This is a genomic window from Streptomonospora wellingtoniae, assembly GCF_031845375.1.
Lineage (GTDB): Bacteria > Actinomycetota > Actinomycetes > Streptosporangiales > Streptosporangiaceae > Streptomonospora > Streptomonospora wellingtoniae.
On the sequence record NZ_JAVREK010000008.1, the window covers coordinates 1 to 22,024 of the forward strand.

Below are 22,024 nucleotides of genomic sequence, written 5' to 3' on the forward strand. Positions count from 1 at the left end.
CCGGTCGTTAAGCCTCTTTGCGCCGATGGTACTGCCTTCATGGTGGGGGTGGGAGAGTAGGTTGCTGCCGCATTTTTTGTTGGGGGGTTCCGTTTCGTGCGGAACCCCCCATTTTTTATGCCCGGAAACAGCCTGGAGCGCCTTATGTCTCGGTGACGGGTCGGCCGGTTCTCGCCGCGCGGCTATCGCGGGGATTCGTGCTAACGCTTCTCAACGGTTCTTGACAGCCCTCGGAAACGCTGTGCGACCGGTGCACGAGGAACGATCACCCGCCGTAGTCTTCGCGATCCCCGGTCGAATCGCCCTCGCCACCACGGGATTCCGATGGTGGTCGGAGTGATCGGTGCAGGTATCGTGTTGAACAGGTTCGGGCAAGTCCCCCGCCGTGCCGAACCTGCTCACGATACGAGATTGTGCTGAACCGATTCGCCCTGCTTGAGCGTCCTACATAGGACTGCGGCGGGCGAATCGAGAGTGCCAGGGGGCCACCAACTGAGTGATAGCACTGACGGCGACGGCGACGTTACGCCGCGCCATGACGCTGAGACGCCTGATGATGGTCGCACTGCGGGGGACGCAGTGCGCTGGGGGAGTGGCTCCGGTCGCGGTCCCGGCGAGAAGACCGACGATCGCGTGAACCGACCCGATGGTGCTGCAATGATGAACGAGCGTGACGACGACTCCAAGGGGAAGGCGCAGGACGAGGCCCGGCGGGATCCAGGACAGCCCGCCGCGGAGGCCCGCGGCAAGCAGACGGGGAAGGCGGGGTCCACGCCCTCCCCCGAGGCCGGTGCCGACGCCCCCGAACCCGAGTCCGCGGACGGGCCGAATGCCGAAGAGGCCGCCCGAGGCGACGAGGGCACCCCCGCGACGGGCCGCGAGAGCGCCTTCAAGGACAGCGGGAGCTTCTTCCGCGACCGGGTCGCCCGCACATTGGCGGACCAGGGCTTCAACCTGAGGGAGGACGGCACCTGGGGTCCCTCGGAGGCGTCCGCCGCCGGGGCCGAGGCGCAGGCCGAGGGTGCCGACGCGGCCCCCTCCGATGCCGCGCCCGCTGTCCCCGCGGAGAAGGCCGACGATGCCGACACCGCCGCCGCAGCCCCGACGTCCGCCGCCCGCTCGGGTGACGACGCGCCTGCTGCCTCCGCCGGCTCCGCCGCGCGCGATGAGCCCCCGAAGACCGAGGCCGCCCCCGCGGTCCCTGCAGCCGACGAGTCCTCTCCCCCGGCCGCCGAAGAGGCGACCGACGGGGCCGTGGCCTCCGCTCCGAAGGCGGAGTCCGCCCCGCGCACCGACCAGGGGTCGGCGCCGTCGGAGGAGTCCCCCGTGTCGCCCGCGTCCTCCGAGCCCGACGACGCAGCCCGTGCCGATTCGGCCGGTGCCGATGACGCGGTCCCGGGCGCCGACCGGACTGTCGAGCAGCCGCGCTCCTGGTTCACACCGCGCGTCGCGTCGCAAGGCCCTGCCGCGGGTGGCCCCGCGGCGGCTGCGGCGAGTGCGGACAGCGGGGAGGACGCCTCTGCGAGCGCGGGGCCGTCCGAGCCCTCATCCGAGACCGAGTCGACGCTCCCGCACCCTCCCGCGGCGCCGAGCGCTCCACCGGCGGGCGGCACCGCCCCCGCCGGTCGACGCGAGGCTCCGTCTGACCCGCCCCCTACCGGGTCGGCCTCTGAATCCTCCGCAACCGGCGCGGACGAGGCCACGGCCGCCGACACCCCCGCGCATGCGCCCGCCGCCCCCGCCGACTCGAAGTCTCCTGCCTCGCCCGCTCCTCCGACGCCCGGGTCCTCCTCCGCCGCAGTGGACGAGGACGGCCCCCGCCTTCCGCGGTGGGGCGACGACACGGCCCGGGGCGGCGGCGCGGCCGCGCGGCCGCAGCAGTCCCCTTATACGACACCGGGCGGACCGGGAGCAGGAGACCGGCCCGCTACGTCCGGAGTCTCGTCCTCTGTCGGCGGCACGGCTGAGACACCCCCGCCGGAGCAGCCCGGGAAGCCGGCCGAGCGGTCGGCGCCGGACTCGGCGCCGACCACCGGAGCTGCTGCCTCCGGTCCCGGCCCCGGCGGGCGTGCCGGTGGCGCCGCGGGCTCCGCCGCGGCCGCGGCCGCCGCCGGTTCCGCCGCCGCGGCGGCAGAGGGTTCCGGGGGCGCCGCCGGCTCGGGAGCCGAACCCACCGGACCTTCCGGCTCCGGCAACGCCGCCTCCGGCCCGGGCTACGGTCCCGCCTCCGGCTCCGGCAACGCCGCCTCCGGCCCCGGCTACGGTCCCGCCTCCGGCTCCGCGAGCGGATCGGACTTCGCCGGCCCGCCCAGTGGCCACAGCCCTTCCGGTCCGTCCGGCCCCTCGGACCCCAGCCGCCCGCCGGGCCCCGGCGGGCCGACCCCGCCCGGCGGAACGGGCGGCGGCTCCAGGCCGAAGACGAGGAAGCCGCTGTGGTGGCGCATGACCCGCGCGTCGCTGATCGCCTTCGCCGCCTGCGCCGTCCTCGTTCTGGGCGGCTTCGGTGTCGCCTATGCGGTCATCCAGGTGCCCGACGTCGCCAAGGAAGCCGCGGTCAACCAGGGGTCGACGTTCTACTACGCCGACGGCGAGACGCAGTTCGCCGAGCGCGGCGTGGACCGCGAGCCCGTCGACTACAAGCAGATCCCCGACCAGGTCCAGGAGGCGGTCATCTCCGCCGAGGACCGCGGCTACTGGGACTCCCCGGGCGTCTCCGTCACCGGTACCGTCCGCGCCGTGTGGTTCACCGTGACCGGTAAGCAGGTGCAGGGCGGCTCGACGATCACACAGCAGTTCGTCCGCAACTATTTCGAGGGGATCAGCCGGGAGCAGACCATCACCCGCAAGCTCAAGGAGATCATCATCGCCCTCAAGGTCGATCAGTCTCCCGACATGGACAAGCAGTGGGTGATGGAGCAGTACCTGAACACCATCTACTTCGGCCGCAACGCCTACGGCATCCAGTCGGCGGCCCAGGCCTACTACCACAAGGACGTCGGCGACCTCACCTCCTCGGAGTCGGCCTTCCTGGCCGCGGCGATCCAGCAGCCGTCCCTGTACGGCCAGGCCGACAGCAACACCACGCCGCAGATGGAGGAGCGCTGGCAGTACGTGGTCGACGGGATGGTCGAAGGCGGTGCCGTCTCCCAGGCCGAGGCCGACAAGATGGAGTTTCCCGCGCCCAAGGCCGAGCGCCCGGCCAACAGCGTCGACCTCAGCGGCTACAAGGGCTACATGCTCCAGCAGGCCATGAAGGAGCTCAAGGACCTCGGCTACAGCGAGGACAACATCAACCGCGGCGGATACAAGGTCGTGACGACCTTCGACCAGCAGACCATGGAGTTGGCGAAGAGCGCGGTCGAGGACACAGTCGACGTCGGCTCGCTGCCCGAGGGCGTCCAGGCCGGGCTTACCGCGGTGGAGCCCTCCACCGGCGAGGTGGTCGGCTTCTACGGCGGGCACGACTACATGGAGAACCAGTACGACAGCGCGTTCAACGGTTCGGCCCAGGCAGGCTCGGCGTTCAAGCCCTACGTGCTGGCGACCGCCCTGGAGCAGGGCTACAGCCTGAACAGCCAGGTGAACGGGAACTCCCCGATCCAGGTCGGGGGCAGCTCCATCAGCAACTACGACCACACCAGCCACGGGCCGACCTCGCTGATCGAGGCCACGCGGATGTCGCTGAACACCGGCTACGTGCAGCTCGCGCAGGAGGTCGGGCCGGAGAACGTCCGCCAGACCGCCAACGACGTGGGCATCCCCAAGAGCATGATCCAGGACGACCAGGCGGTGCCGGCCATCGCCCTGGGCGTCTCCAACGTGCGGCCGGTGGACCAGGCGAGTGGGTTCGCGACGTTCGCCAACGGCGGCGAGCACGTCGAGACCCACGTTATCCGCGAGATCGTCAACAAGGAGGGCGAGAACGAGCGGCCCGAGCCCGAGACCTCCCAAGCGATCAGCCAGGAGTCGGCCGCCAACGTCAGCTACGCCCTCCAGCAGGTCGTGCAGAGCGGTACCGGTACCTCCGCGGCGCTGCCGGACGGCCGCCCGGTGGCCGGTAAGACCGGGACGACCGACGGCAGCGTCGCCGCCTGGTTCGCCGGCTACACGCCGCAGCTGTCGGGCGCGGTCGGCGTCTACAACGGCAACAACCAGCCGTTCAGCGTCCCCGGGTGGGGTGCGCTGTCGGGCGGCACGCTGCCCGCCGCCATCTGGAACACCTTCATGACCCAGGCGATGGAGGGCAAGGAGGTCGAGCAGTTCCCGGAGCCGACCTTCGGCGGCGAGGTGCACGACCTCGCGCCCGACCCGCCGCCCTCGCCGGAGGAGACTGCGCCGGCCGAGCCGTCCACCCCGGCCACGCGGCCCGAGGAGCCGGCCGACCCGGGGACCGAGGCCCCCGAGGATCCGGAGGTACCCACGGGGTCGCCGCCCGAGACGGCGCCGGAGGAGCCCTCGACGCCGCCGTTCGACCCCGGACTGCCCGACGACTCCGGCGGCGAAGGGGAAGCGGCCGACGGGATGTAGCGAGTCCGCGCGGCGGTGCGCTTCCCCGGGTGCGGCCCGCACGTCGGGCCCCTCACCCGGGGGCGGCGCACCGCCGCCGCCTCACAGCACCACCGGAAGCGACCTCAGGCGCCACGTTCCCGGGTCGGGAGCACGGTCGGGCCCGTCGCCGGCGGACGCGAGCGCGGGACGGCTCAGCAGCAGCGCCTCCAGCGCCGCCTGCGTCTGGACCCGCGCGAGGGACGCGCCGAGGCAGAAGTGCGGACCGTGACCGAAACCGAGGTGTTGGACACCGTCCCGCGGCCGGGTGACGTCGAGGGTGTCCGGCTCAGCGAAGGCGCGGGGGTCGCGATTGGCGGCGGCGATCGCAGCGGTGACCGGGTCTCCCGTGCTGATGGCGACACCGCCGATCTCCACGTCTTCGCGGGCGAACCGCGGCATCGCCAGCAGCTGGTGCCCGCACCAGCGCATCAGCTCCTCGACCGCTCCCGGCATCAGGCCCGGGTCGCCGCGCAGCGCCGCGAGCTGGTCGGGGTGGGCCAGGAGCTCCGAGACCGCGTTGGCGACGAGGTTGGTGGGCGTCTGCCCGGCCAGCACGATGTTCCAGACCAGGGAGACCATCTCGGTGTCGCTGAGGCGGTCGCCGTCCTCGGCTTGGGCGCGGACGAGGTCGGAGACGAGGTCGTCGCCGGGGTCTGCGCGGCGGGCGGCCACGGCGGCCTTCGCGCTGTCGATGATCGCGGGCACCGCCTCGGCGAACGACGTACCCGCTCCGGCCGCGACGACCCCTCCGTACTCGCGCCAGCGGGGGCGGTCGGCGGCGGGGATGTCGACGAGCTCGCAGATCACCTCGATCGGGAGCGGGCCGGCAAAGTGCTCCACAAGGTCCACCGCACCGCCTTCGGCGTGCTCGGGCAGCCGCTCCAGCAGGCCGGTGACCACGGCCTCGATTCGGGGCCGGAACGCGGTGGCGCGCCGCGGCGTGAACGCCGGGGCCACGAGGCGGCGCAGCCGCAGGTGTTCGGCGCCCTCCATCTCGCCCATGTTGCGCATGTAGGGGCGGTACTCCTCCGGTACGTCGGGGCGCATCGCGAAGGTGTCGGCGGTCAGCTCGAACCGCGGATCGTTGAGCACCGCGCGGGCGTCGCCGTGGCGCAGCACCGCCCACATCGGCGCCATCCCGGGTATCGCCAGCCGGGCCAGCGGCGCGTGCTCGCGCGCCGCGCCGTAGGCGGCGAAGGGGTCGGCGATCACGTCGGGGGAGGAGAGGTCGATCTCGCAGACGCCGTCGGCGTGCGCGGTGACACCGTTCATCACTTCTCCGTTCGAGGGGCGGAAGCAGAAGGGGGCAGTGCGGCCGATTTCAGATGATGGCATCATCTGAATGGTGAGCGTATCTTAATCCCGGTCACCGGGGACGCAAGCACCCCAAGCAGCGGAAGGAGCACGGTTGGCTCGCCTCACCAGGGCGGAGACGCAGCGGCGCAACCGGGCCCGGGTGCTGTCCGCCGCGCGCGCGGAGTTCGCCGAGCGCGGTTTCCACGAGGCCGGGATCGACGCCATCGCCGAGCGCGCCGAGTTGACCCGCGGTGCCGTCTACTCCAACTTCCCGGGCAAGCGCGCGCTCTATTTCGAGGTCCTCGCGGACCTGGCCGAGGACCCTGCGGCGGACGGCGCAGAGTCCGTCCGCACCGCAGGCGGGGCCCTGGGCGCACTCGCCCGCGCCTGGGTCGCCCGCCTGCCGCTGGCCACCGACGCCGACGACCCCGCTGCCCGGATCGGTGCCGGAACGGTCCCCGAGATCCTGGCCGACGAGCCGGCTCGGCGGGCCTACGCGCAGCTGGTGCGGTTCCAGGCCGTCCTGCTGGGATGCGGCCTGGAGCGGCTGAGGCCCCCGGCCGCCGCCGGCGAGCGGCGGGTGCGCATGGCAGAGACCGCGCTGACGACGCTGCACGGCGCGAGCCGGCTGGCCGCGGCGGCACCCGGATTCGGTGAGCCGTTCAACGTCGTCAGCGCCTGCGAACGCCTCGCGGCCCTGGATCTGGGCGACCGGTGGGACGGGCCTGCGATCGTCCCCGAGCCGCACGCGGCCGACGAACCGTGGGCCCCTCCGGCCGCGTTCGACGCGCTGCGCCGGGAACCGGCGCCGCTCGCGGCGGACGGCGTCGTCGCGATCCTGGGGCTGCACCGGTTCTCCGCCGCCGAGGACGTGCTGCGCGCCGCGCCGGAAGGGGCCGAGGTGACCGCGGTCGCGGTGTCGGGCTCGCCCGCCGAGCTGGGACCGCTGGCCCGGATGGCCGTGGCCGACATCCGGGCGCTGCTGCGCCGTGCCCTGCCGCCGGGGGCGTGGCCGCGGCTGCGCGTGGTCTGCGACGAGTCGGGGGACGTGGCGGCGGCCGCGGGAGTGGGCGAGCCCGGCGACGCGACCGAGACGGCGGTGCGGGTGGAGGCGGGGCGGATCACGGTCCGCGCCGAAGGGCTGGGCGCCGGGCACGCGGCCGCGGGCCTGTCCCGCGGCCGTCCGCGTCGGAGGGAGCGGGATCCGGACCGGGAGTGGGACGGCCCCCCGTCGATCTTGTAGCCATCGTGAAGGAAAACGATTTCCGTTTGCGATGGCTACAAGATCGACGGTGATGTGGCGGTCGCGGCCGCGGCGAAGCGGTCAGCCGACCAGAGCGGTGCAGCCGCAGGTGTCGGGGTCGGGGGCCTCCGGCGCCTCGACGCGGCCGGTGAAGACCTCGGCGCCGGGCGTCGTTGCGCTGATGGCGTCGGCGGCGAGGATGACCGCGGCCGCCGTCCAGGTGCTGCGCTCGACCGGCCAGCGCACGGATTCGGCGAACTGGTAGCCGGTCCAATAGGCGCCGTCGTCGGGGTCGCGCAGGTGCTGGATGTCGGCGAGGAGCCGCCGCGCGCGGTCGGTCTCGCCCAGCGCGGCCAGCGCCAGGGCAAGCTCCGCGGTCTCCGCCCCGGTGACCCAGGGCTGGTCGCTGACGCAGCGGATACCCAGCCCGGGCACCACGAAGGCCTCCCACTCCGAGTCCAGCCGCCGGTGCGCGGCCGCGCCGCGGACGGCGCCGCTGATGATCGGGTAGTACCAGTCCATCGAGTAGCGGCTCCGGTCGGCGAAGACCGACTCGTGCTCGGCCATCAGGTGGCCCAGCCGTGCCGCCGCCAGCTCCCAGTGGGGCTGGGGGGCGCCCAGCCGCTCGCCGAGGGCGGCGCCGCAGCGCAGCGCGTGGTGGATGCTGGCACAGGCGGTCAGCAGCGCGTGGCCGCCGGGACTGCCGTCGGCGTCGCGCGCCCAGCGGATCTCACCGCGTTCGGTGCCCAGCCCCAGAGCGAAGTCGACGCCGGCGCGCACGGTCGGCCACAGGTCGGTGGCCGACCGCTCGTCGCCGGTGACCAGCAGGTGGTGCCAGACGCCGACGGCGGGGTAGGCGGCGTGGTTGGCCTCGCGCAGCGCGCTGGCGGGCTCGTTCTGCCGGAGCTTGGCCGGCCAGGATCCGTCGGGCAGCTGGACGCGGCCGAGCCACTCGTAGGCCCGCAGCGCCGCACCGGTGTGCCCGGAGGCCGCCAGTGCCATAGCGCATTCGACGTGGTCCCACACGTCGGTGTGGCCGCCGGGGAACCAGGGGATGGCGCCGTCCGCGCTCTGGGTCCGCAGGAGGTAGCGCGCGGACAGGGCGGTGTCGGCGGCGGTGAGGACACCGGGCAGTTCGGGGACGGGGCGGGCGGGCTCGGAGGAGGTGCCGATGCTCATCCGTTCTTCTCCGCGCGGCCGCGGGGCGGCTTGCGCAGGTAGACGACGACGCTCTTGCCGATCAGGGGGTTGAGGAGGCGTTCGGCGGTGCGCGTGGTGCGGGGGGACTCCATCATGTCCCACACCAGCATGCGGTGGTAGGCGGAGGCCAGGGGGTGGTCCTCCTCGGACGTGCCCACGGCGCACTTGATCCACCAGTAGGGGGCGTGCAGTGCGTGCGCGTGGTGGTGCGGTCCGATGAGGAACCCGGCCGCCTTGAGCTTGGCCTCCAGCTCGGCGCGGGTGTAGATGCGGATGTGGCCCCCCTCGTTGGTGTGGTACTCCTCCGACAGCGCCCAGCACAGGCGCTCGGGCAGCCAACTGGGCACTGTGACGGCCGCGATCCCGCCGGGCCGCAGAACGCGGTACAGCTCGGCCATGGCGGCGGTGTCGTGCGGGATGTGCTCGAAGATCTCGGAGGCGATCACGCGGTCGAAGGAGTCGTCGTCGAAGGGCATGCCGAGGGCGTCGCCCTTGACCGCCTCGGCGGCGGCCCCGCCCTCGACAGGCACCTCGCCGGCGGCGCGCATGGCGTCGAACATGGCGTCGACCTCGGCCAGGTCGTTCTCATTGTGGTCGAAGGCGACGATGTCGGCGCCGCGGCGGTATACCTCGAAGGCGTGCCGGCCGCCGCCGCAGCCGAGGTCGAGGACGCGGTCGCCGGGCCCCACGGGCAACAGGGAGAAGTCGACGGTGATCAGTGCTGGCTCCTTGGGATCGTTCGGGTCACGGGCGCGCGGCGGGCTCGCCGGCGCGGCCGGGGGCGGCGTCGACGGCGGCGGTGTAGCGCCGGGCGGTGGCCTCGGCCACGGCCCGCCAGGTGAACCTCTCTTGGACGCGGCTCCAGGCCGCCGCGCCCATGGCCCGGCGGCGGGCGGGGTCGTCGAGCAGGTCGCCGACGGCGGCGGCGAGCTCCTCGGGGTCGCCGGGTGCGGTCAGGAGCGCGGCCTCGCCTTCGGGGCCTACGACCTCGGGTATGGCGCCGGCGCGGCTGGCGACCAGGGGCGTGCCGCTGGCCATGGCCTCCACGGCCGGCAGGGAGAAGCCCTCGTAGAAGGACGGTACGACGGCGACCTCGGCGGATGCCAGCAGTTCGCCCAGTTCGGTGTCGTCGATACCGCTGACGAAGGAGACGCGGTCGCGCAGGCTCAGCTCGTCGACGAGCCGGTCGGTAGGGCCGCCCGGGGTGGGCCTGCTCACGACGGTCAGCGAGACGTCGCGCTCGGTGGCGAGCTTGGCGGTGGCGCGCAGCAGGGTGGCGACGCCTTTGAGCGGGCTGTCGGCGCTGGCCACGCACACCAGGCGGCCGGGGACCCGCGGTGCCGCGGGGCGCGGGTGGAAGCGGTCGGTGTCCACGCCGAGCGGGACGACGTCCACCGCCGAGCGGCGCACCCCGAACTCGCGGACGATGTCGTCGGCGGAGGACCGCGAGGGGACGAGCACGGGGTCGATGCGGCGGGCGACCCGGCCCTGCATTCCCACGAAGCTGTACCAGCGCCGCTTGCTGATCCGCTGCCAGCCGGTGGCCTGTTCGACCTCGATGCGGCGGTCGACGGTGATGGGGTGGTGGATCGTGGTGACCATGGGCAGGCCGGCGGCCCGGATACCCAGCTGTCCGTAGCCCAGGGTCTGGTTGTCGTGGACGACGTCGAACTCGCCGCGCCGCCGGCGCAGCTCGCGCAGCGCGCGCAGGGAGAAGGTCAGCGGCTCGGGGAACCCGGCCGTCCACATGGTGGCGACCTCCAGCACGTCGATCCAGTCGCGCCACTCGTTCAGCGGGGGCGCTTTGAAGGGGGCGGCGTCGTTGTAGAGGTCGAGGCTGGGGACCTTGTCCAGGCGCACACCGGCGTCCAGCTCGGGGTAGGGCTGACCGGAGAGGACGGTGACGTCGTGGCCCAGGGCGGCCAGCTCGCGGGAGAGGTGGCGCACGTAGACGCCTTGGCCGCCGCAGTGCGGCTTGCTGCGGTAGGAGAGCAGGGCGACGCGCAGTGGGCGGTCGGCGTGCGGCATAGGACTACCCCATCGACAGCGTGGTGGCGGATGGCAGGTGCCCGCGCGGTGCGCGGAGGCGGAGCGGGCCCGGGTCTGGGGCGGGGCCGGAGCCCGGCGGGCCGGTGCTGCGGGGGCGCGGTGGCGCTGGACGCACCGGCAGGGTCACTGCTTCACCTCGTTCGTCGCTCGCGCGTTCGGCCACCGCTGGTCGCGGGGTGGGGCCGCCGGAGGGGCGGGTACGATCGCGCGCCCGCATGTTACTCACCAGTTTAAGGCCTGGCTCGGGTGTCCAGGATGGTCGGCTTCGACCGCGACCGGAGCGGCGGCCCCGGTATCAGGGCCGCGCCGGGGCCTGCGGTGCGGCGGCTTCCGCCGGGTGCCAGCGCGGCAGGCCGTCGTCGCCGTCCGCGCGCACCGCCAGACCGCGCCGCTCCAGTGCCCGTGCGTGGGCGGCGGTCTCCGCGGCGGCCATGCGGCGGGAGGCGACCTCCATCCCGTCCCAGCCGCGTTTCCAGGGCAGGCGAGCGCTCAGCTCCCACAACGTGGCGCCGCCGCCGTCCAGCAGCCGGGCCAGCTCGTCGAGCTTGGCCTCGTGGTGCTCGGCGATCTCGGCGGCGCGGCGGGCGGCGCCGGTGAAGCGGTGCTCGTGGGCGGGCAGCACCCGGGTGTCCTCGGGGATGTCGGCGAGCTTCGCGAGGGAGGAGAGGTAGGCGCCGAGGGGGTCGCCCGCGTCGTCGAAGCCGTAGAGGCCGATGTTGGGGGTGATGCGCGGCAGGAGGTGGTCGCCGGTGAACAGCCGGTCGGCATCCTCCAACTGCAGGCAGACGTGGCCCGGGGTGTGGCCGGGGGTCCACACGGTGCGCAGGCTGCGGCCGGGCACGTCCACCGGTTCGCCGTCGGACAGGTCGCGGTCGGGCGGCGCGGGCGGCTCGAAGAGGGGCGCCGATTCCGCGAGCCGCTCCAGTTCGGCGGGCGCCGCCCCGGCGGCGGCCGCGTAGCGCAGCTGCCGGGCGCGCTGTCCGTCGGCGCCGAGGCGGGCGAAGCCGCGCACCAGCTCCGCGTCGGCGCGGTGCATCGCGATCCAGGCGCCGGAGGCCTCGCGCACGCGCGCGGCGAGCCCGGCGTGGTCGGGGTGGAAGTGGGTGAGCACGACGCCGTACACGTCGCCGACCGAGGCGCCCGCGGACGCCAACCCGGAGGTGAGAGCCCGCCAGGAGTCCTCGTGGTTCCATCCCGCGTCGACGAGCACCGGCCCTCGCGGGCTTTCCAGCAGGTAGACGAGGGTGTAGCCGAGAGGGTTGCCGGGGATGGGCACGGGCACGCTCCACACGCCCTCGCCGAGATCCTCCACCGGTGGCAGCGGCCGCATGGAATCCTCCTCCTCCTCAACCGAAACAGAATCGGATTCTATTCGGGGCGGGGTGCGGGCACTCCGCGGGGTGGGTGCGAATCGGCCTCCGGCGCCGACTAGAACACATTCCATTCCGTGTCCGGCTATATCGGTACGGCGCCTATCGCGCGAGCGTGCATCCGGTCATCTCCGGGTGAAGAGGCCGCATGCCCAGTTGTGGTGGATCGGACCGTTGGGGGATGCTGGGATAACGTGTTCTTGTAGGGGTGCCGTCCGGTGGCCCGGGCGATGCCTTCCGGCGAAGCGGCCCGCAGGACCCGCGCCGGCGCCGACCGGCTGCCGGCTCCGCGCGGGGCCGGCGGGTGCGCCGCGCGGACGACGACGATGGGAGATCCGGCGTGGCGGTCCAGCAGGCGGCGATCGGAATGCGGTCCCGGAGTCAGAACCAGCGCCGCAAGCGGATCGTGCAGACGGCCGCGGCCCTGGCGCTGCGCGGCGGCGTTGAGGCGATGCAGATGCGCGCGGTCGCCGAGCGCGCCGGAGTCGCGCTGGGCACCCTCTACCGCTACTTCCCCTCCAAGATGGACCTGGTCGTCGCGGTCGTCACCGAGGAGCTGGACCTGCTGGAGTCCAGCATCGGCCGCCGCCCGCCCACGGCCGAGACCGCCGCCGGCCGCGCGGTCGACGTGCTCATGCGCGCCACCCGCGGCCTGATGCGCGAGCCCGAGCTCGCCGACGCACTGGTGCGCTCGCTCATCATGTCCGAGGCCAAGACCGAACTGGGCGCCCGCATCACCGACCTCCTCTGGCGCGTGGCCACGGGCGCCGCCCTCTCGGGCGGCCAGGACGCCGGTCCGGCGGAGCCGCCTGACCGCACCGACGCCGCCTATGTCCGCGTCGCCTCGCTGGCCAGCGTCTGGATCTTCGAGCTCTTGGAGCTCCTCAAGGGCGACCGCGACCTCGACGAGGTCCAACGCCGCATGGAGATCGCCGCCGAGCCTCTGCTCGCCCACTGCTGACCCCCGCGGGGCGGTCGGCAGTCCCCGCCGATCTTGTAGCCATCGTGAAGGAAAACGATTTCCAGTGACGATGGCTACAAGCTGTGTGGGGCCTCCCTCTGGTCGGCCGTACCGGAGGAACAAAACGAGGGTGAACCGGCCCGCTCCAGACCCACTTCAGAGAATGTCACGGAGCGATAACGGGATTTCGTGGGCGTCTCGCGATGGAGTGCGTTTGCCCAGGTCAGAGGTGCTAGCTCCGCTGTTTTGGGAATAGATCGACGGTGAGGTGCCGGGTGCGGTCCCTTAGGCGGGCGGCTCGGTGCCGCCGCCGCTGAGGAGGCCGAAGAGGCCGTCGAAGAACCCGGAGATGCCGTCGTCTGCGTCCTCCGAACCGCCGGAGTCCTCCCCGGAGCCGGACCCGGAGCCCTCGCCGTCCGAGCCGCCCTCGGGACCTTCCGCCGAGCCGCCTTCGGCGTCCCCGGCACCCTCCTGACCGCTCCCGCCTTCCGGAGCGCCGGCGGTCGGGGAGGCGGGGGCCGCGCTGCCGCCCCCGGAACCCGGCGCGCCGGAGGGGTCTCCGCTCGGCCGCAGCTCCGCGGGCGGGGCGCCCTCGGGTGCGGGGGAAGGCGCGGTCGAGGCGTCGTCGGTCGCCTCGGGGGGCTGCTCCGCGGCCTTCCCCGGGCCGTCGGAGACCGCCGACGCCGCGCCGGGCCGCTCCTCGGCCGACGGCGCGGCGGCGGGCGGTCCGGCGGGGCCGGCCTCGGCGACCGGTCCGCCGGAGCGGCCGCCGACGGCGGCCACCACACCCCACAGGCAGATCATGGCGGCCGCGGCTGCCAGCAGCGCCACGACCGGGACGGGCGGCCGCCGCCGCTCTCGGGCGCCCGCTGCGCCGCCGGGACGGGCGAGCGGCTCGGCCTCGGCCCGGGCGGGTACGTCGCCGGTGGTGACGCGGTCCTCCGGCAGCACGGTCGCCTCGGTCTCGGCAACGGCGGCTGCTCCGCCGGCGTCGCCGGAGGCCTCGGAAGCGGCGTCGGCCGCGCCGCCGGCCGCTGGTGTGCGGTTGCGGTGCAGCGGGAAGCCGTCGTCGCCCAGCGGGGCCAGGGCGTAGCCCGCCGCCCGCCGCTCGGCTTCGGCCAGCGGCGAGGCGCAGTCTTCCAGTACTCGTTCGCGCAGGCCCGGGGGCGGGCCGGGCGGTTCGAGCCCGGCGAGCACCGACCGCACCCCGCGGTCGGCCCCGCGGTGCTCCGGAGGCTCGGGGGCCCGGGCATAGCGCGCCAGCTGGTCGGCTGCATTCAGCACCGCCGTGCGGCACAGCTCCGCGGCGGTCTCGGCGCCCAGGCCCAACACGCGGGCGATCAGGGGCGTGGGCAGCCCGTGCCGCAGATAGAGCTCCAGCAGCTCGCGGTGACTGGGTGGCAGCCGCTGCGACAGCCGCACCGCGGCCTGCTCGTCGTCGGTGGTGGCCAGTTCGGCGTAGGGAGAGCGGGGAGCGAACCCGCGCCGCCGAGCGGCGGTGCGCACCAGCGCGAACAGCCAGGCCGCGAACTCACGGTCGTCGCGCAGTGCGTGGATGCGGTCGGCGGCGGCCAGGAACGTCTCGTGTACCGCGTCCGCCGCGCGGTCGGGCTCGGCGCCGCCGCCCGGCCCGACCAGGGACCAGCAGTAGCGGTAGAGCTGGTCCGCGAACAGGTCGTAGCACCGCCCGTAGCCGGTGCCGCCGCGCAGAGCGGCGGCCAGTTCGGCGCCGGGCGCGGCGCTGTGCCTGCCCGCCCTGGCGCGCGACGACCGGCCCGGCGGAGCCGGCCGGGCCGAAGGCGCGGTGCTTCCCCCCGAAGTCGGGGACTGCGATGCCACGTTCCCTCCCCAAAGCGCGACACGCACCGGCCGGGGGTGCCCATATCAGGGCGATAGGCCGGAGTTGTCCGGTAACGCTAGCGATCCAGGTGGAACGTTGTCCGGTACATTGGACAGTTATAGCGCGAAGGTAAGTCTTTTGTTACCGATTTCGGCGGCGCAGGCCCTGCTTCCGCCCGGGAACGCTCCGGGCGGTTGTGCCGCGCTCACTCTCCGCCGCGCGAGGGCGTGCCGATGGCGACCATCCGCTCGACCGAGCGGCGCGCCTTGGCCGCGGTTCCGTCGTCCACGCGGATCTCGCCGGTGCCGTCGCGCAGCGTCGCGAGCAGCTTCTCGGCCGTGATCATCTTCATGTAGTGGCACTCGGCGCGCGGGTTGACCGGCTCGAAGTCCGTGACCGGGTTGGCGGCGCGCAGTTGGTGCAGCATGCCGGTCTCGGTGGCGATGAGGACCTTCTCCGCCGTGGACGCCTCCGCGGCGCTGAGCATGCCGCCGGTGGAGAGCACCTTGACGCGGTCCTGCGGCACGGCGCCCGAGCCCACCAGGTACAGCGCCGAAGTGGCGCAGCCGCATTCGGGGTGCACGTACAGCTCGGCGTCGGGCTCGGCCGCCACCCGCTCGCGCAGGGTGTGGCCGTCGATGCCGGCGTGCACGTGGCACTCGCCCATCCACACGTGGATGTTCTCGCGGCCGGTGACGCGCTTGACGTGGGCGCCCAGGAACTGGTCGGGCAGGAACAGGACCTCCCGGTCCTCGGGGATGGAGCGTACGACGTCGGCCGCGTTGGAGGACGTGCAGCAGATGTCGGTCTCGGCCTTCACCGCCGCGGAGGTGTTGACGTAGGCCACAACGACGGCGCCGGGGTGCTCCGCGCGCCAGGCCCGCACGTCCTCGGCGGTGACGGTGTCGGCCAGCGAGCAGCCGGCCGCGAGGTCGGGCAGCAGGACGGTCTTCTCGGGGGAGAGGATCTTGGCGGTCTCGGCCATGAAGTGGACGCCGCAGAAGACGATCGTGCCCGCGTCGACCTCGGCCGCCAGGCGTGAGAGCGCGAGGGAGTCGCCGGTGTGGTCGGCGACGTCCTGGATCTCGGGCCGCTGATAGTTGTGCGCGAGGATGACCGCGTCGCGGCTCTCGGCGAGCCTGCGGACCTCTGCGGCCCAGTCCTGGGAGAGCGTGGTGTCTGCTGTGGCGGGGACGGTTGCCATGTCGGTGTTCTTCCTTCGAGAGACGGGCCCGGAGGTCCGGTGCCCGGAGGTCGCCGACTCTCGTGCCGGCGGCGGCGACCGGGCCGCATCCGGTTTTTGTCTTGCAGGCAAAAACTCATAGCACTCTAACATGGGGAGTCATGGCGGCGACAGGGGCAGTGAGCGCGACCACACCGGTACGGCCCGCCGGGGCGCACGTGAGCGGCGGCGCGGACGGGAGGGCGCACCGGTGAGCGGCGCCGAGACCGAGCAGCAGGCGGCCCTGGGCCGGTCGCGCCCGCCGGCCGGCGGCGCGCCGGCCGGCCACGAGGTGCTGGCCGTCGTCTTCCAGATCCGGGCCGATCGCCTGTGCGTACTGCTGTGGCGGCGGGCGCGACCGCCCTACGAGGGCCACTGGGTGCTGCCCGGCGGACGGCTGGACGGCGCCGAAGGGCTGGACGACTCCATCCGCCGCCAGTTGGCCCAGAAGGTCGACGTGCGCGACCTCACCCACCTGGAGCAACTGGAGACCCGCGGCGACCCCGGCCGCCACCCCCAGGGGCGGATACTGGCCACCGCCTACCTCGGCCTCGTACCGGCCGACATCGACCCGGTCGTTCCCGAGGACACCGGTTGGCAGCCCGCCGCGGAGCTGCCCGAGATGGGCTTCGACCACGCCGCGATCGTGCACTCCGGGCGCCGCCGGCTGCGCGCCAAGCTGTCCTACACCAACGTCGGCTTCGCCCTCGCGCCTCCGGAATTCACCGTCTCGGAGCTGTCGCGCTACTACCGCGCCGCGCTGGGCCACGACGTGGCCGCCACCAACCTCCGCCGTGTGCTGCTGCGCCGCGGCCAGATCGAGGAGACCGGCGGCTTCGTCCCCTCCGGGCGCTCGGGCGGCCGCCCGGCGGCCCTGTTCCGCTTCCGCGTCCGCCGTCTGGAGATCACCGACGCCTTCGCGGTCCTGCGCCCGCCCGCTGCCGGTTAGCCCCGGCGCCCGCGCGGCGCCGGGTCGGGTCGGGAAGGCTTTCGGGGCGGGGCCGCCTGCGGCGACGGGGTACCGGGTGGTGTCGGTGCCCCGTGCTAGCGTCCATTTCGTGAAGATTCGCAGTGTCGTGCTCGACGTGGGCGAGACCCTCATCGACGAATCCCGCATCTTCGAGCGGTGGGCCGACCGCCTCGGGGTCCCGCGGCTCGCCTTCTTCGGCCTCATGGGCGCCGTGCTCGCCGAGGACCGCCCGTTGATGGACGCGTTCCACCTGGTCAAACCCGGGTTCGACCTCGAAGCCGAGTCCGCCGCCTGGCTGGCCGACGAACCCGCGTCGCTGCGCGAGAACTTCGACGCCGACGACCTCTACGCCGACGTCCGCCCCGCGCTGTCCGAACTGCGCGCGATGGGCCTGAGCGTGGTCGTCGCCGGAAACCAGCCCTCCGCCGCCCGGCCCTCGCTCGCGGTGATGGACCTGCCTGCCGACCAGATCCACGTGTCCGAGGACTGGGGCGTGTCCAAGCCCGATCCCGCCTTCTTCTCCCGGGTCGTGGACGTCGCCGGCGCCAACCCCGCCGAGATCCTCTACGTCGGCGACCGCCTCGACAACGACGTGCTGCCCGCGAAGCGGGCCGGGCTGCGCGCGGCCCTGCTGCGCCGCGGCATGCTCGGCTACCTGCACGCCGGCCGGCCGGAGGCCCGCCAGGCCGACACCGTTCTCGACGGCTTGGCCGACCTGCCCGGCTGGATCGCCGACCAGGGCGACTGAGCCGCCGCCGAATCCCGCGCCCGGGCAGTTTGGCCCGTACCGGGCCGGGTACACGCAAGCGAACGACGGACCGGCGTGCGACGCCCCGAGGAGAGACCGCACCGAGCAGATGATCACCTTCGAGGGCGTGAGCAAGCGCTACCCCGACGGCACCGTCGCCGTCGACCACCTCGACCTCACCGTGCCCACCGGGCACACCACGGTCCTGGTCGGATCCTCCGGCAGCGGCAAGACCACCGCGCTGCGGATGATCAACCGTATGGTCGAGCCCACCGCCGGAACGGTGGCCATCGACGGCGACGACGTCCGCGGCCAGGACCCGCCCGTCCTGCGCCGCTCCATCGGCTACGTCATCCAGCAGGCCGGGCTGTTCCCGCACCGTACGGTCGCCGACAACATCGCCACCGTCCCCCAGCTGCTGGGCTGGTCCAAGCGGCGGGCGCGTGAGCGCTCCCGCGAGCTCATGGACCTGGTCGGCCTCGAACCCGCCCACTCCTCCCGCTACCCCCACCAGCTCTCCGGCGGCCAGCAGCAGCGCGTGGGCGTGGCCCGCGCCCTCGCCGCAGACCCGCCGGTCCTGCTGATGGACGAGCCCTTCAGCGCCGTCGACCCCGTCGTGCGCGCGGGGCTCCAGGACGAACTGCTGCGGCTGCAGGCCGAGCTGCGCAAGACCGTGGTGTTCGTCACCCACGACATCGAGGAGGCGGTGAAGCTGGGCGACAGCATCGCGGTGCTGCGCCCCGGCGGCCGCCTGGCCCAGGTCGACAGCCCGGAGCGGCTGCTGGCCGAGCCCGCCGACGACTTCGTCGAGTCCTTCGTGGGCTACGACCGGGGAGTCCGCCGGTTGTCCTTCTTCCCCGCCCGCGACCTCCCGCTGCGCAGCGACGTCATCGTCGGCGAGGGCGAGACCGCCGCGGTCGCCCGCGAGGTCGCCGCCACCACCGGCGAGCCCTGGCTGCTGGTCGTCGACTCCCGGCGCCGTCCGCTGGGCTGGGTCTCGGCCGATGCGCTGGCCGCGGCCGCCGACGACCGCGACGTCGCCGAACTCGACCTCGTGGGCTACGGGCACATCTTCACCGTCTCCACCGACTCCCTGCGGGCCGCGCTCGACGCCGCAGTCCTCTCGCCGGCCGGACGCGCGGTCGGCGTGGCCGACGACGGCACGGTGCTGGGCGCCGTCGACCAGACCGAACTGGGGTCGGCGATCTGGGCCGCGGGCAGCGACGACGACCGCTCCGGCACGGAGGACGGCCGTGGTTGAGGCCGTTCGGGCCGCACTGGCCTTCACCGAGCCCTTGTGGGGCTGGGCGGTGCAGAGCTGGCAGTGGGGCTGGAGCAACTTCGACGACCCGGTCGGGCCGATGCTGGCCGAGCACGTGCTGCTCTCCTACGCCTCGGTGCTCATCGGCCTGGCCCTGGCGGTGCCGCTCGGCGTGCTCAGCGTCCGCTACCGCGTCGTCTACCCCCCGGTCCTCGGCGGGGTGAACGCGCTCTACGCCGTTCCGTCGCTGGCGCTGTTCTTCCTCCTGCTGCCCTACACCGCGTTCACGCCGTGGACCGCCATCCTTCCGCTGGCGCTGTACACGTTGGCGATCCTGGTGCCCAACGTCGTCGACGGCCTGAACCAGGTGCCCGACCACGTGCGCCAGGCCGCGGTAGCCATGGGCTTCGGCCCGCTGCGCCGGCTGCTGCGCGTGGAGCTTCCGGTGGCCGTCCCCGTGATCATCGCGGGCCTGCGCGTGGCTTCCGTGGCCACCATCAGCATGGTCAGCGTCGCGTCCCTGGTGGGCCTGGGCGGATTGGGCGGCGTCATCCTGACCTACGGTTTCGCGCGCGACTTCGCCGCACCCGTGGTCGTGGGGATTGCGCTCTCGGTCGCGCTGGCATTCGCCACCGACGGCCTGCTGGTGCTGGCCCAGCGCGCGCTGACGCCCTGGGCCCGCGACCGCGGCCCCGCCCGTCGCGGCGGTCGGAGCGCCCGGCGCCGGATTCCGGGGACGGGTGCCCGAGCCCGAGAGGAGGCGGCGGCGTGAACATCGCCTCCGAGGTGGCGTCCTGGTTCGCCCAGCCGCAGAACTGGAGCGGCTCCGGCGGTATCCCGGTCCGCTTCGCCGAGCACGTTTACTACTCCGTCCTGGCGCTGCTGGCGGCCGCCGCGATCGCGGTCCCCGTCGGTCTGCTGACCGGCCACACCGGCCGCGGCGGGTTCCTGGCCATCAGCCTGGCCAACTTCGCCCGCGCGCTGCCCACCATCGGGGTGCTCACGCTGGTGGTGCTGGGCATGGGGCTGGGCCTGACCCCGGTGCTGGTGGCGCTGGTGGCGCTGGCCGTGCCGCCGATCCTGGTCAACACCTACGAGGGCGTGCGCGGTGTCGACCCGCAGGTCACCGACGCCGCCCGGGGGATGGGCATGCGCGGCGGGGAGGTCCTGGCCCGGCTGGAGGTGCCCATGGCCATGCCGCTGATCCTGCTCGGGCTGCGCACCGCCGCCATCCAGGTCGTCTCCACCGCCACCATCGCCGCCTACGTGGGCATCGGCGGCCTGGGGCGCTTCATCGTCGACGGCCAGTCCCAGCAGCGCATCGAGCAGATCCTGGGCGGCGCGCTGCTGGTGGTCGCGCTTGCGCTGGCGGTGACCGGGCTGTTCACCCTGCTGCGCCGCTGGGTGGTCGCGCCGGGGCTGCGCCGCCGCGCCGCCGCGTCCTCCTCCACCGCGTCCTGAACGCCGACCGCACACGCCCGCATCAGCATCCGCACACGAGAAGGGTGAAGTCATGCGCAATCCGACGCGACCGGCGGCCGCCGCCGCGCCCCTGCTGCTCCTGTTGGCCGCCTGCGGCGGGGGAGGGGACCCCTACTCCGGCGGAGGCGGCGACGGGGGCGGCGGCAGCGGAGACGCCATCGTCGTGGGCTCGGCGAACTTCCCCGAAAGCACGCTGCTGGCCCACATCTACGCCAAAGCGCTCGAAGCCGAGGACATCCCCGTCGAGACCCAGTTGGACATCGGCAGCCGCGAGGTCTACCACGACCAGGTCGCCGAGGGGAACCTGTCGGTGTTCCCCGAGTACAACGGCGGCATTCTCTACTACCTCGACCCCGAGGCCGAGTCCGGCACCACCGAGGAGACCAACCGGGCGGTCCGCCGGGAGCTGCCCGACGGGCTCGCGATCCTGGATTCGGCCCCCGCTCAGAACAAGGACTCCATCACCGTCACCGAGGAGACCGCCGAGGAGCACGGCCTCACCGCCATCGGCGATCTCGAAAGCGTGGCCGGCGACATGACGCTCGGCGCCCCCGCCGAGTTCGAGACCCGCCCCCAGGGCGTTCCCGGCCTTAAGGACGCCTACGGGGTCGAGTTCGGCGGTTTCCGGCCGCTGGAAGGCAACCTGCTGGTCGAGGGCCTGCGCGGCGGCGACGTGGATGCGGCCAACCTGTTCACCACCAACCCGGCGTTCACCACCGGCGACTTCGTCGCGCTGGAGGACCCGCAGAACCTCTTCGGCTCGCAGAACGTCACGCCCCTGATCAACAAGAAGGCGGTCGGCCAGGACGCCCGCGAGGTGCTGAACAGGGTCTCGGCGGAACTGACCACCGAGAAGCTGATCGATCTGGACGCACGTGTGCAGATCGACCACGAGGAGGCCGACGAGGTCGCCGCCGACTGGCTCTCCCAGGCAGGCCTGGACTGACGCAGGAAGCGGCGCCACGGTATACGGCGGCGCGGCACATCCCGGCCCCGCAGGGCGGGCGGCGCCGCGCCGCCGGCGGCCGTGACGGACGCGCGGTGCCCGGCACCGCCGCGGAGGAGCACGGTCCGCGGCGGTGCCGGGCGACCTGCTGTCGGTGGGAGGGGCGTAGGCGGGCCGCGCCCGCGGCCCTTGGAGGTTTGTGGCCGCGGGATCGGCGATCAGAGGATCATGGCCAGGATGAGCCCGGCCACCAGGATTCCCAGCACGGTGTAGAAGCCATCCATGCTTCCATTGGACGACGCCCGGCCCCCGCGGTGAACTAGCCGGACCGCACAGAAACCGTGGCGGCGGGAACGCGAAGAGTTATCTCTCTAGCGAGTTTGGCTCAGCCCGAAGCGCGGTATCGGCCGCCGTAGCGGATCAGCGGCCGCGCCTCGTCGGGGCGCCGCGGCCGCACCGCCGGCAGGGTCTTGACGGCGGCGATGTAGACGATGTGGTCGCCGGCCGCCACCCGCTGTTCGACGGAGCACTCCAGCGTGGCGATCGCTGTCTCCAGCACCAGCGCTCCGGTGTGCTCGCCGCGCCGGTGCGCCTCACCCTCCAGCAGCAGCCGCGCACTGGGCCGGCCCTCGGCCGCGAACCGGCCCGCAACCGCGCGCTGGCCCTCGCCCAGGACGTTCACCGCGAACCGGCCCTGAGCGTCGATCACCTCGCACAGGTAGCTCTCCGTCGACACCCCCACCATGACCAGCGGCGGCTCGGCCGAGACCGATGCGAAGGCGCTGACCGTGCTGCCGATGTCGTCCCGGCCGTCGCGCACGGTCACCACGGTCACCCCTGTGGCGAACCGGGCCATCGCCTCGGTGAACTCGGCCGGTCCCGGCGCCG

General features: G+C 73.5%; 17 protein-coding genes. 9 read left to right on the plus strand and 8 right to left on the minus strand.

Annotation, left to right across the window (positions count from 1 at the left end):
- Positions 1 to 657: 657 nt before the first annotated feature.
- Complete coding sequence (locus RM446_RS09540; RefSeq protein ID WP_311544843.1) at positions 658 to 4,527, plus strand: transglycosylase domain-containing protein; 3,870 nt, start codon at positions 658 to 660, stop codon at positions 4,525 to 4,527.
- A gap of 81 nt (positions 4,528 to 4,608) precedes the next feature.
- Here the strand turns inward: RM446_RS09540 and RM446_RS09545 are convergent, their stop codons facing one another.
- Positions 4,609 to 5,820 (minus strand): cytochrome P450 family protein, encoded by a 1,212-nt coding sequence (locus tag RM446_RS09545; RefSeq protein ID WP_311544844.1) that lies wholly within the window; start codon positions 5,818 to 5,820, stop codon positions 4,609 to 4,611.
- Between the two features lie 136 nt (positions 5,821 to 5,956).
- Here RM446_RS09545 and RM446_RS09550 point away from each other — a divergent pair, with 136 nt between their 5' ends.
- A complete protein-coding gene (locus RM446_RS09550) occupies positions 5,957 to 7,087 on the plus strand; it encodes a helix-turn-helix domain-containing protein (RefSeq protein WP_311544845.1) in 1,131 nt (376 codons plus the stop codon).
- An 81-nt stretch (positions 7,088 to 7,168) separates the two neighbouring features.
- Here the strand turns inward: RM446_RS09550 and RM446_RS09555 are convergent, their stop codons facing one another.
- The 4 genes from RM446_RS09555 to RM446_RS09570 form a co-directional block, all read right to left on the minus strand.
- Entirely contained in the window at positions 7,169 to 8,266 is a 1,098-nt protein-coding gene (locus tag RM446_RS09555) for a prenyltransferase (RefSeq protein WP_311544846.1), read from the minus strand.
- A complete protein-coding gene (locus RM446_RS09560) occupies positions 8,263 to 9,006 on the minus strand; it encodes a class I SAM-dependent methyltransferase (protein ID WP_311544972.1) in 744 nt (247 codons plus the stop codon). The genes RM446_RS09555 and RM446_RS09560 overlap by 4 nt, the downstream gene beginning before the upstream one ends.
- 25 nt (positions 9,007 to 9,031) lie before the next feature.
- On the minus strand, positions 9,032 to 10,315 hold the full coding sequence (locus RM446_RS09565) for a glycosyltransferase family 4 protein (protein WP_311544847.1): 1,284 nt from the start codon (positions 10,313 to 10,315) through the stop codon (positions 9,032 to 9,034).
- A gap of 316 nt (positions 10,316 to 10,631) precedes the next feature.
- On the minus strand, positions 10,632 to 11,666 hold the full coding sequence (locus RM446_RS09570) for an MBL fold metallo-hydrolase (RefSeq protein ID WP_311544848.1): 1,035 nt from the start codon (positions 11,664 to 11,666) through the stop codon (positions 10,632 to 10,634).
- 407 nt (positions 11,667 to 12,073) lie between these two features.
- Between RM446_RS09570 and RM446_RS09575 the strand changes: the two genes are divergently transcribed.
- On the plus strand, positions 12,074 to 12,667 hold the full coding sequence (locus tag RM446_RS09575; protein ID WP_398694873.1) for a TetR family transcriptional regulator: 594 nt from the start codon (positions 12,074 to 12,076) through the stop codon (positions 12,665 to 12,667).
- A 285-nt stretch (positions 12,668 to 12,952) separates the two neighbouring features.
- Here the strand turns inward: RM446_RS09575 and RM446_RS09580 are convergent, their stop codons facing one another.
- Both RM446_RS09580 and nadA read right to left on the minus strand, forming a co-directional pair.
- Positions 12,953 to 14,506 (minus strand): RNA polymerase sigma factor, encoded by a 1,554-nt coding sequence (locus RM446_RS09580; RefSeq protein WP_311544850.1) that lies wholly within the window; start codon positions 14,504 to 14,506, stop codon positions 12,953 to 12,955.
- 206 nt (positions 14,507 to 14,712) lie between these two features.
- Positions 14,713 to 15,711 (minus strand): quinolinate synthase NadA, encoded by a 999-nt coding sequence (gene nadA, locus RM446_RS09585; RefSeq protein WP_311544851.1) that lies wholly within the window; start codon positions 15,709 to 15,711, stop codon positions 14,713 to 14,715.
- A gap of 262 nt (positions 15,712 to 15,973) precedes the next feature.
- On the opposite strand from nadA, the gene RM446_RS09590 reads away from it, so the two are divergent.
- From RM446_RS09590 to RM446_RS09615, 6 genes are all read left to right on the plus strand, one after another.
- Positions 15,974 to 16,678: an NUDIX hydrolase gene (locus RM446_RS09590; RefSeq protein ID WP_311544973.1), complete on the plus strand. Its 705-nt coding sequence runs from the start codon at positions 15,974 to 15,976 to the stop codon at positions 16,676 to 16,678.
- 115 nt (positions 16,679 to 16,793) lie between these two features.
- Complete coding sequence (locus RM446_RS09595) at positions 16,794 to 17,447, plus strand: HAD family hydrolase (RefSeq protein WP_311544974.1); 654 nt, start codon at positions 16,794 to 16,796, stop codon at positions 17,445 to 17,447.
- Between the two features lie 109 nt (positions 17,448 to 17,556).
- Positions 17,557 to 18,708, plus strand: a complete 1,152-nt coding sequence (locus RM446_RS09600; RefSeq protein WP_311544852.1) for an ABC transporter ATP-binding protein — start codon at positions 17,557 to 17,559, stop codon at positions 18,706 to 18,708.
- Positions 18,701 to 19,480, plus strand: coding sequence for an ABC transporter permease (locus RM446_RS09605; protein WP_398694829.1), 780 nt, complete (start codon positions 18,701 to 18,703; stop codon positions 19,478 to 19,480). Before RM446_RS09600 ends, RM446_RS09605 begins: the two co-directional genes overlap by 8 nt.
- The gene (locus tag RM446_RS09610; RefSeq protein ID WP_311544853.1) at positions 19,477 to 20,169 is read left to right on the plus strand and encodes an ABC transporter permease; all 693 of its coding nucleotides are present in this window, start codon (positions 19,477 to 19,479) and stop codon (positions 20,167 to 20,169) included. Before RM446_RS09605 ends, RM446_RS09610 begins: the two co-directional genes overlap by 4 nt.
- Positions 20,170 to 20,221: 52 nt before the next feature.
- Positions 20,222 to 21,136, plus strand: coding sequence for an ABC transporter substrate-binding protein (locus tag RM446_RS09615; protein ID WP_311544854.1), 915 nt, complete (start codon positions 20,222 to 20,224; stop codon positions 21,134 to 21,136).
- A gap of 385 nt (positions 21,137 to 21,521) precedes the next feature.
- On the opposite strand, the gene RM446_RS09620 is transcribed toward RM446_RS09615, so the two are convergent.
- A complete protein-coding gene (locus RM446_RS09620) occupies positions 21,522 to 21,992 on the minus strand; it encodes a flavin reductase family protein (RefSeq protein ID WP_311544976.1) in 471 nt (156 codons plus the stop codon).
- Positions 21,993 to 22,024: the final 32 nt, after the last annotated feature.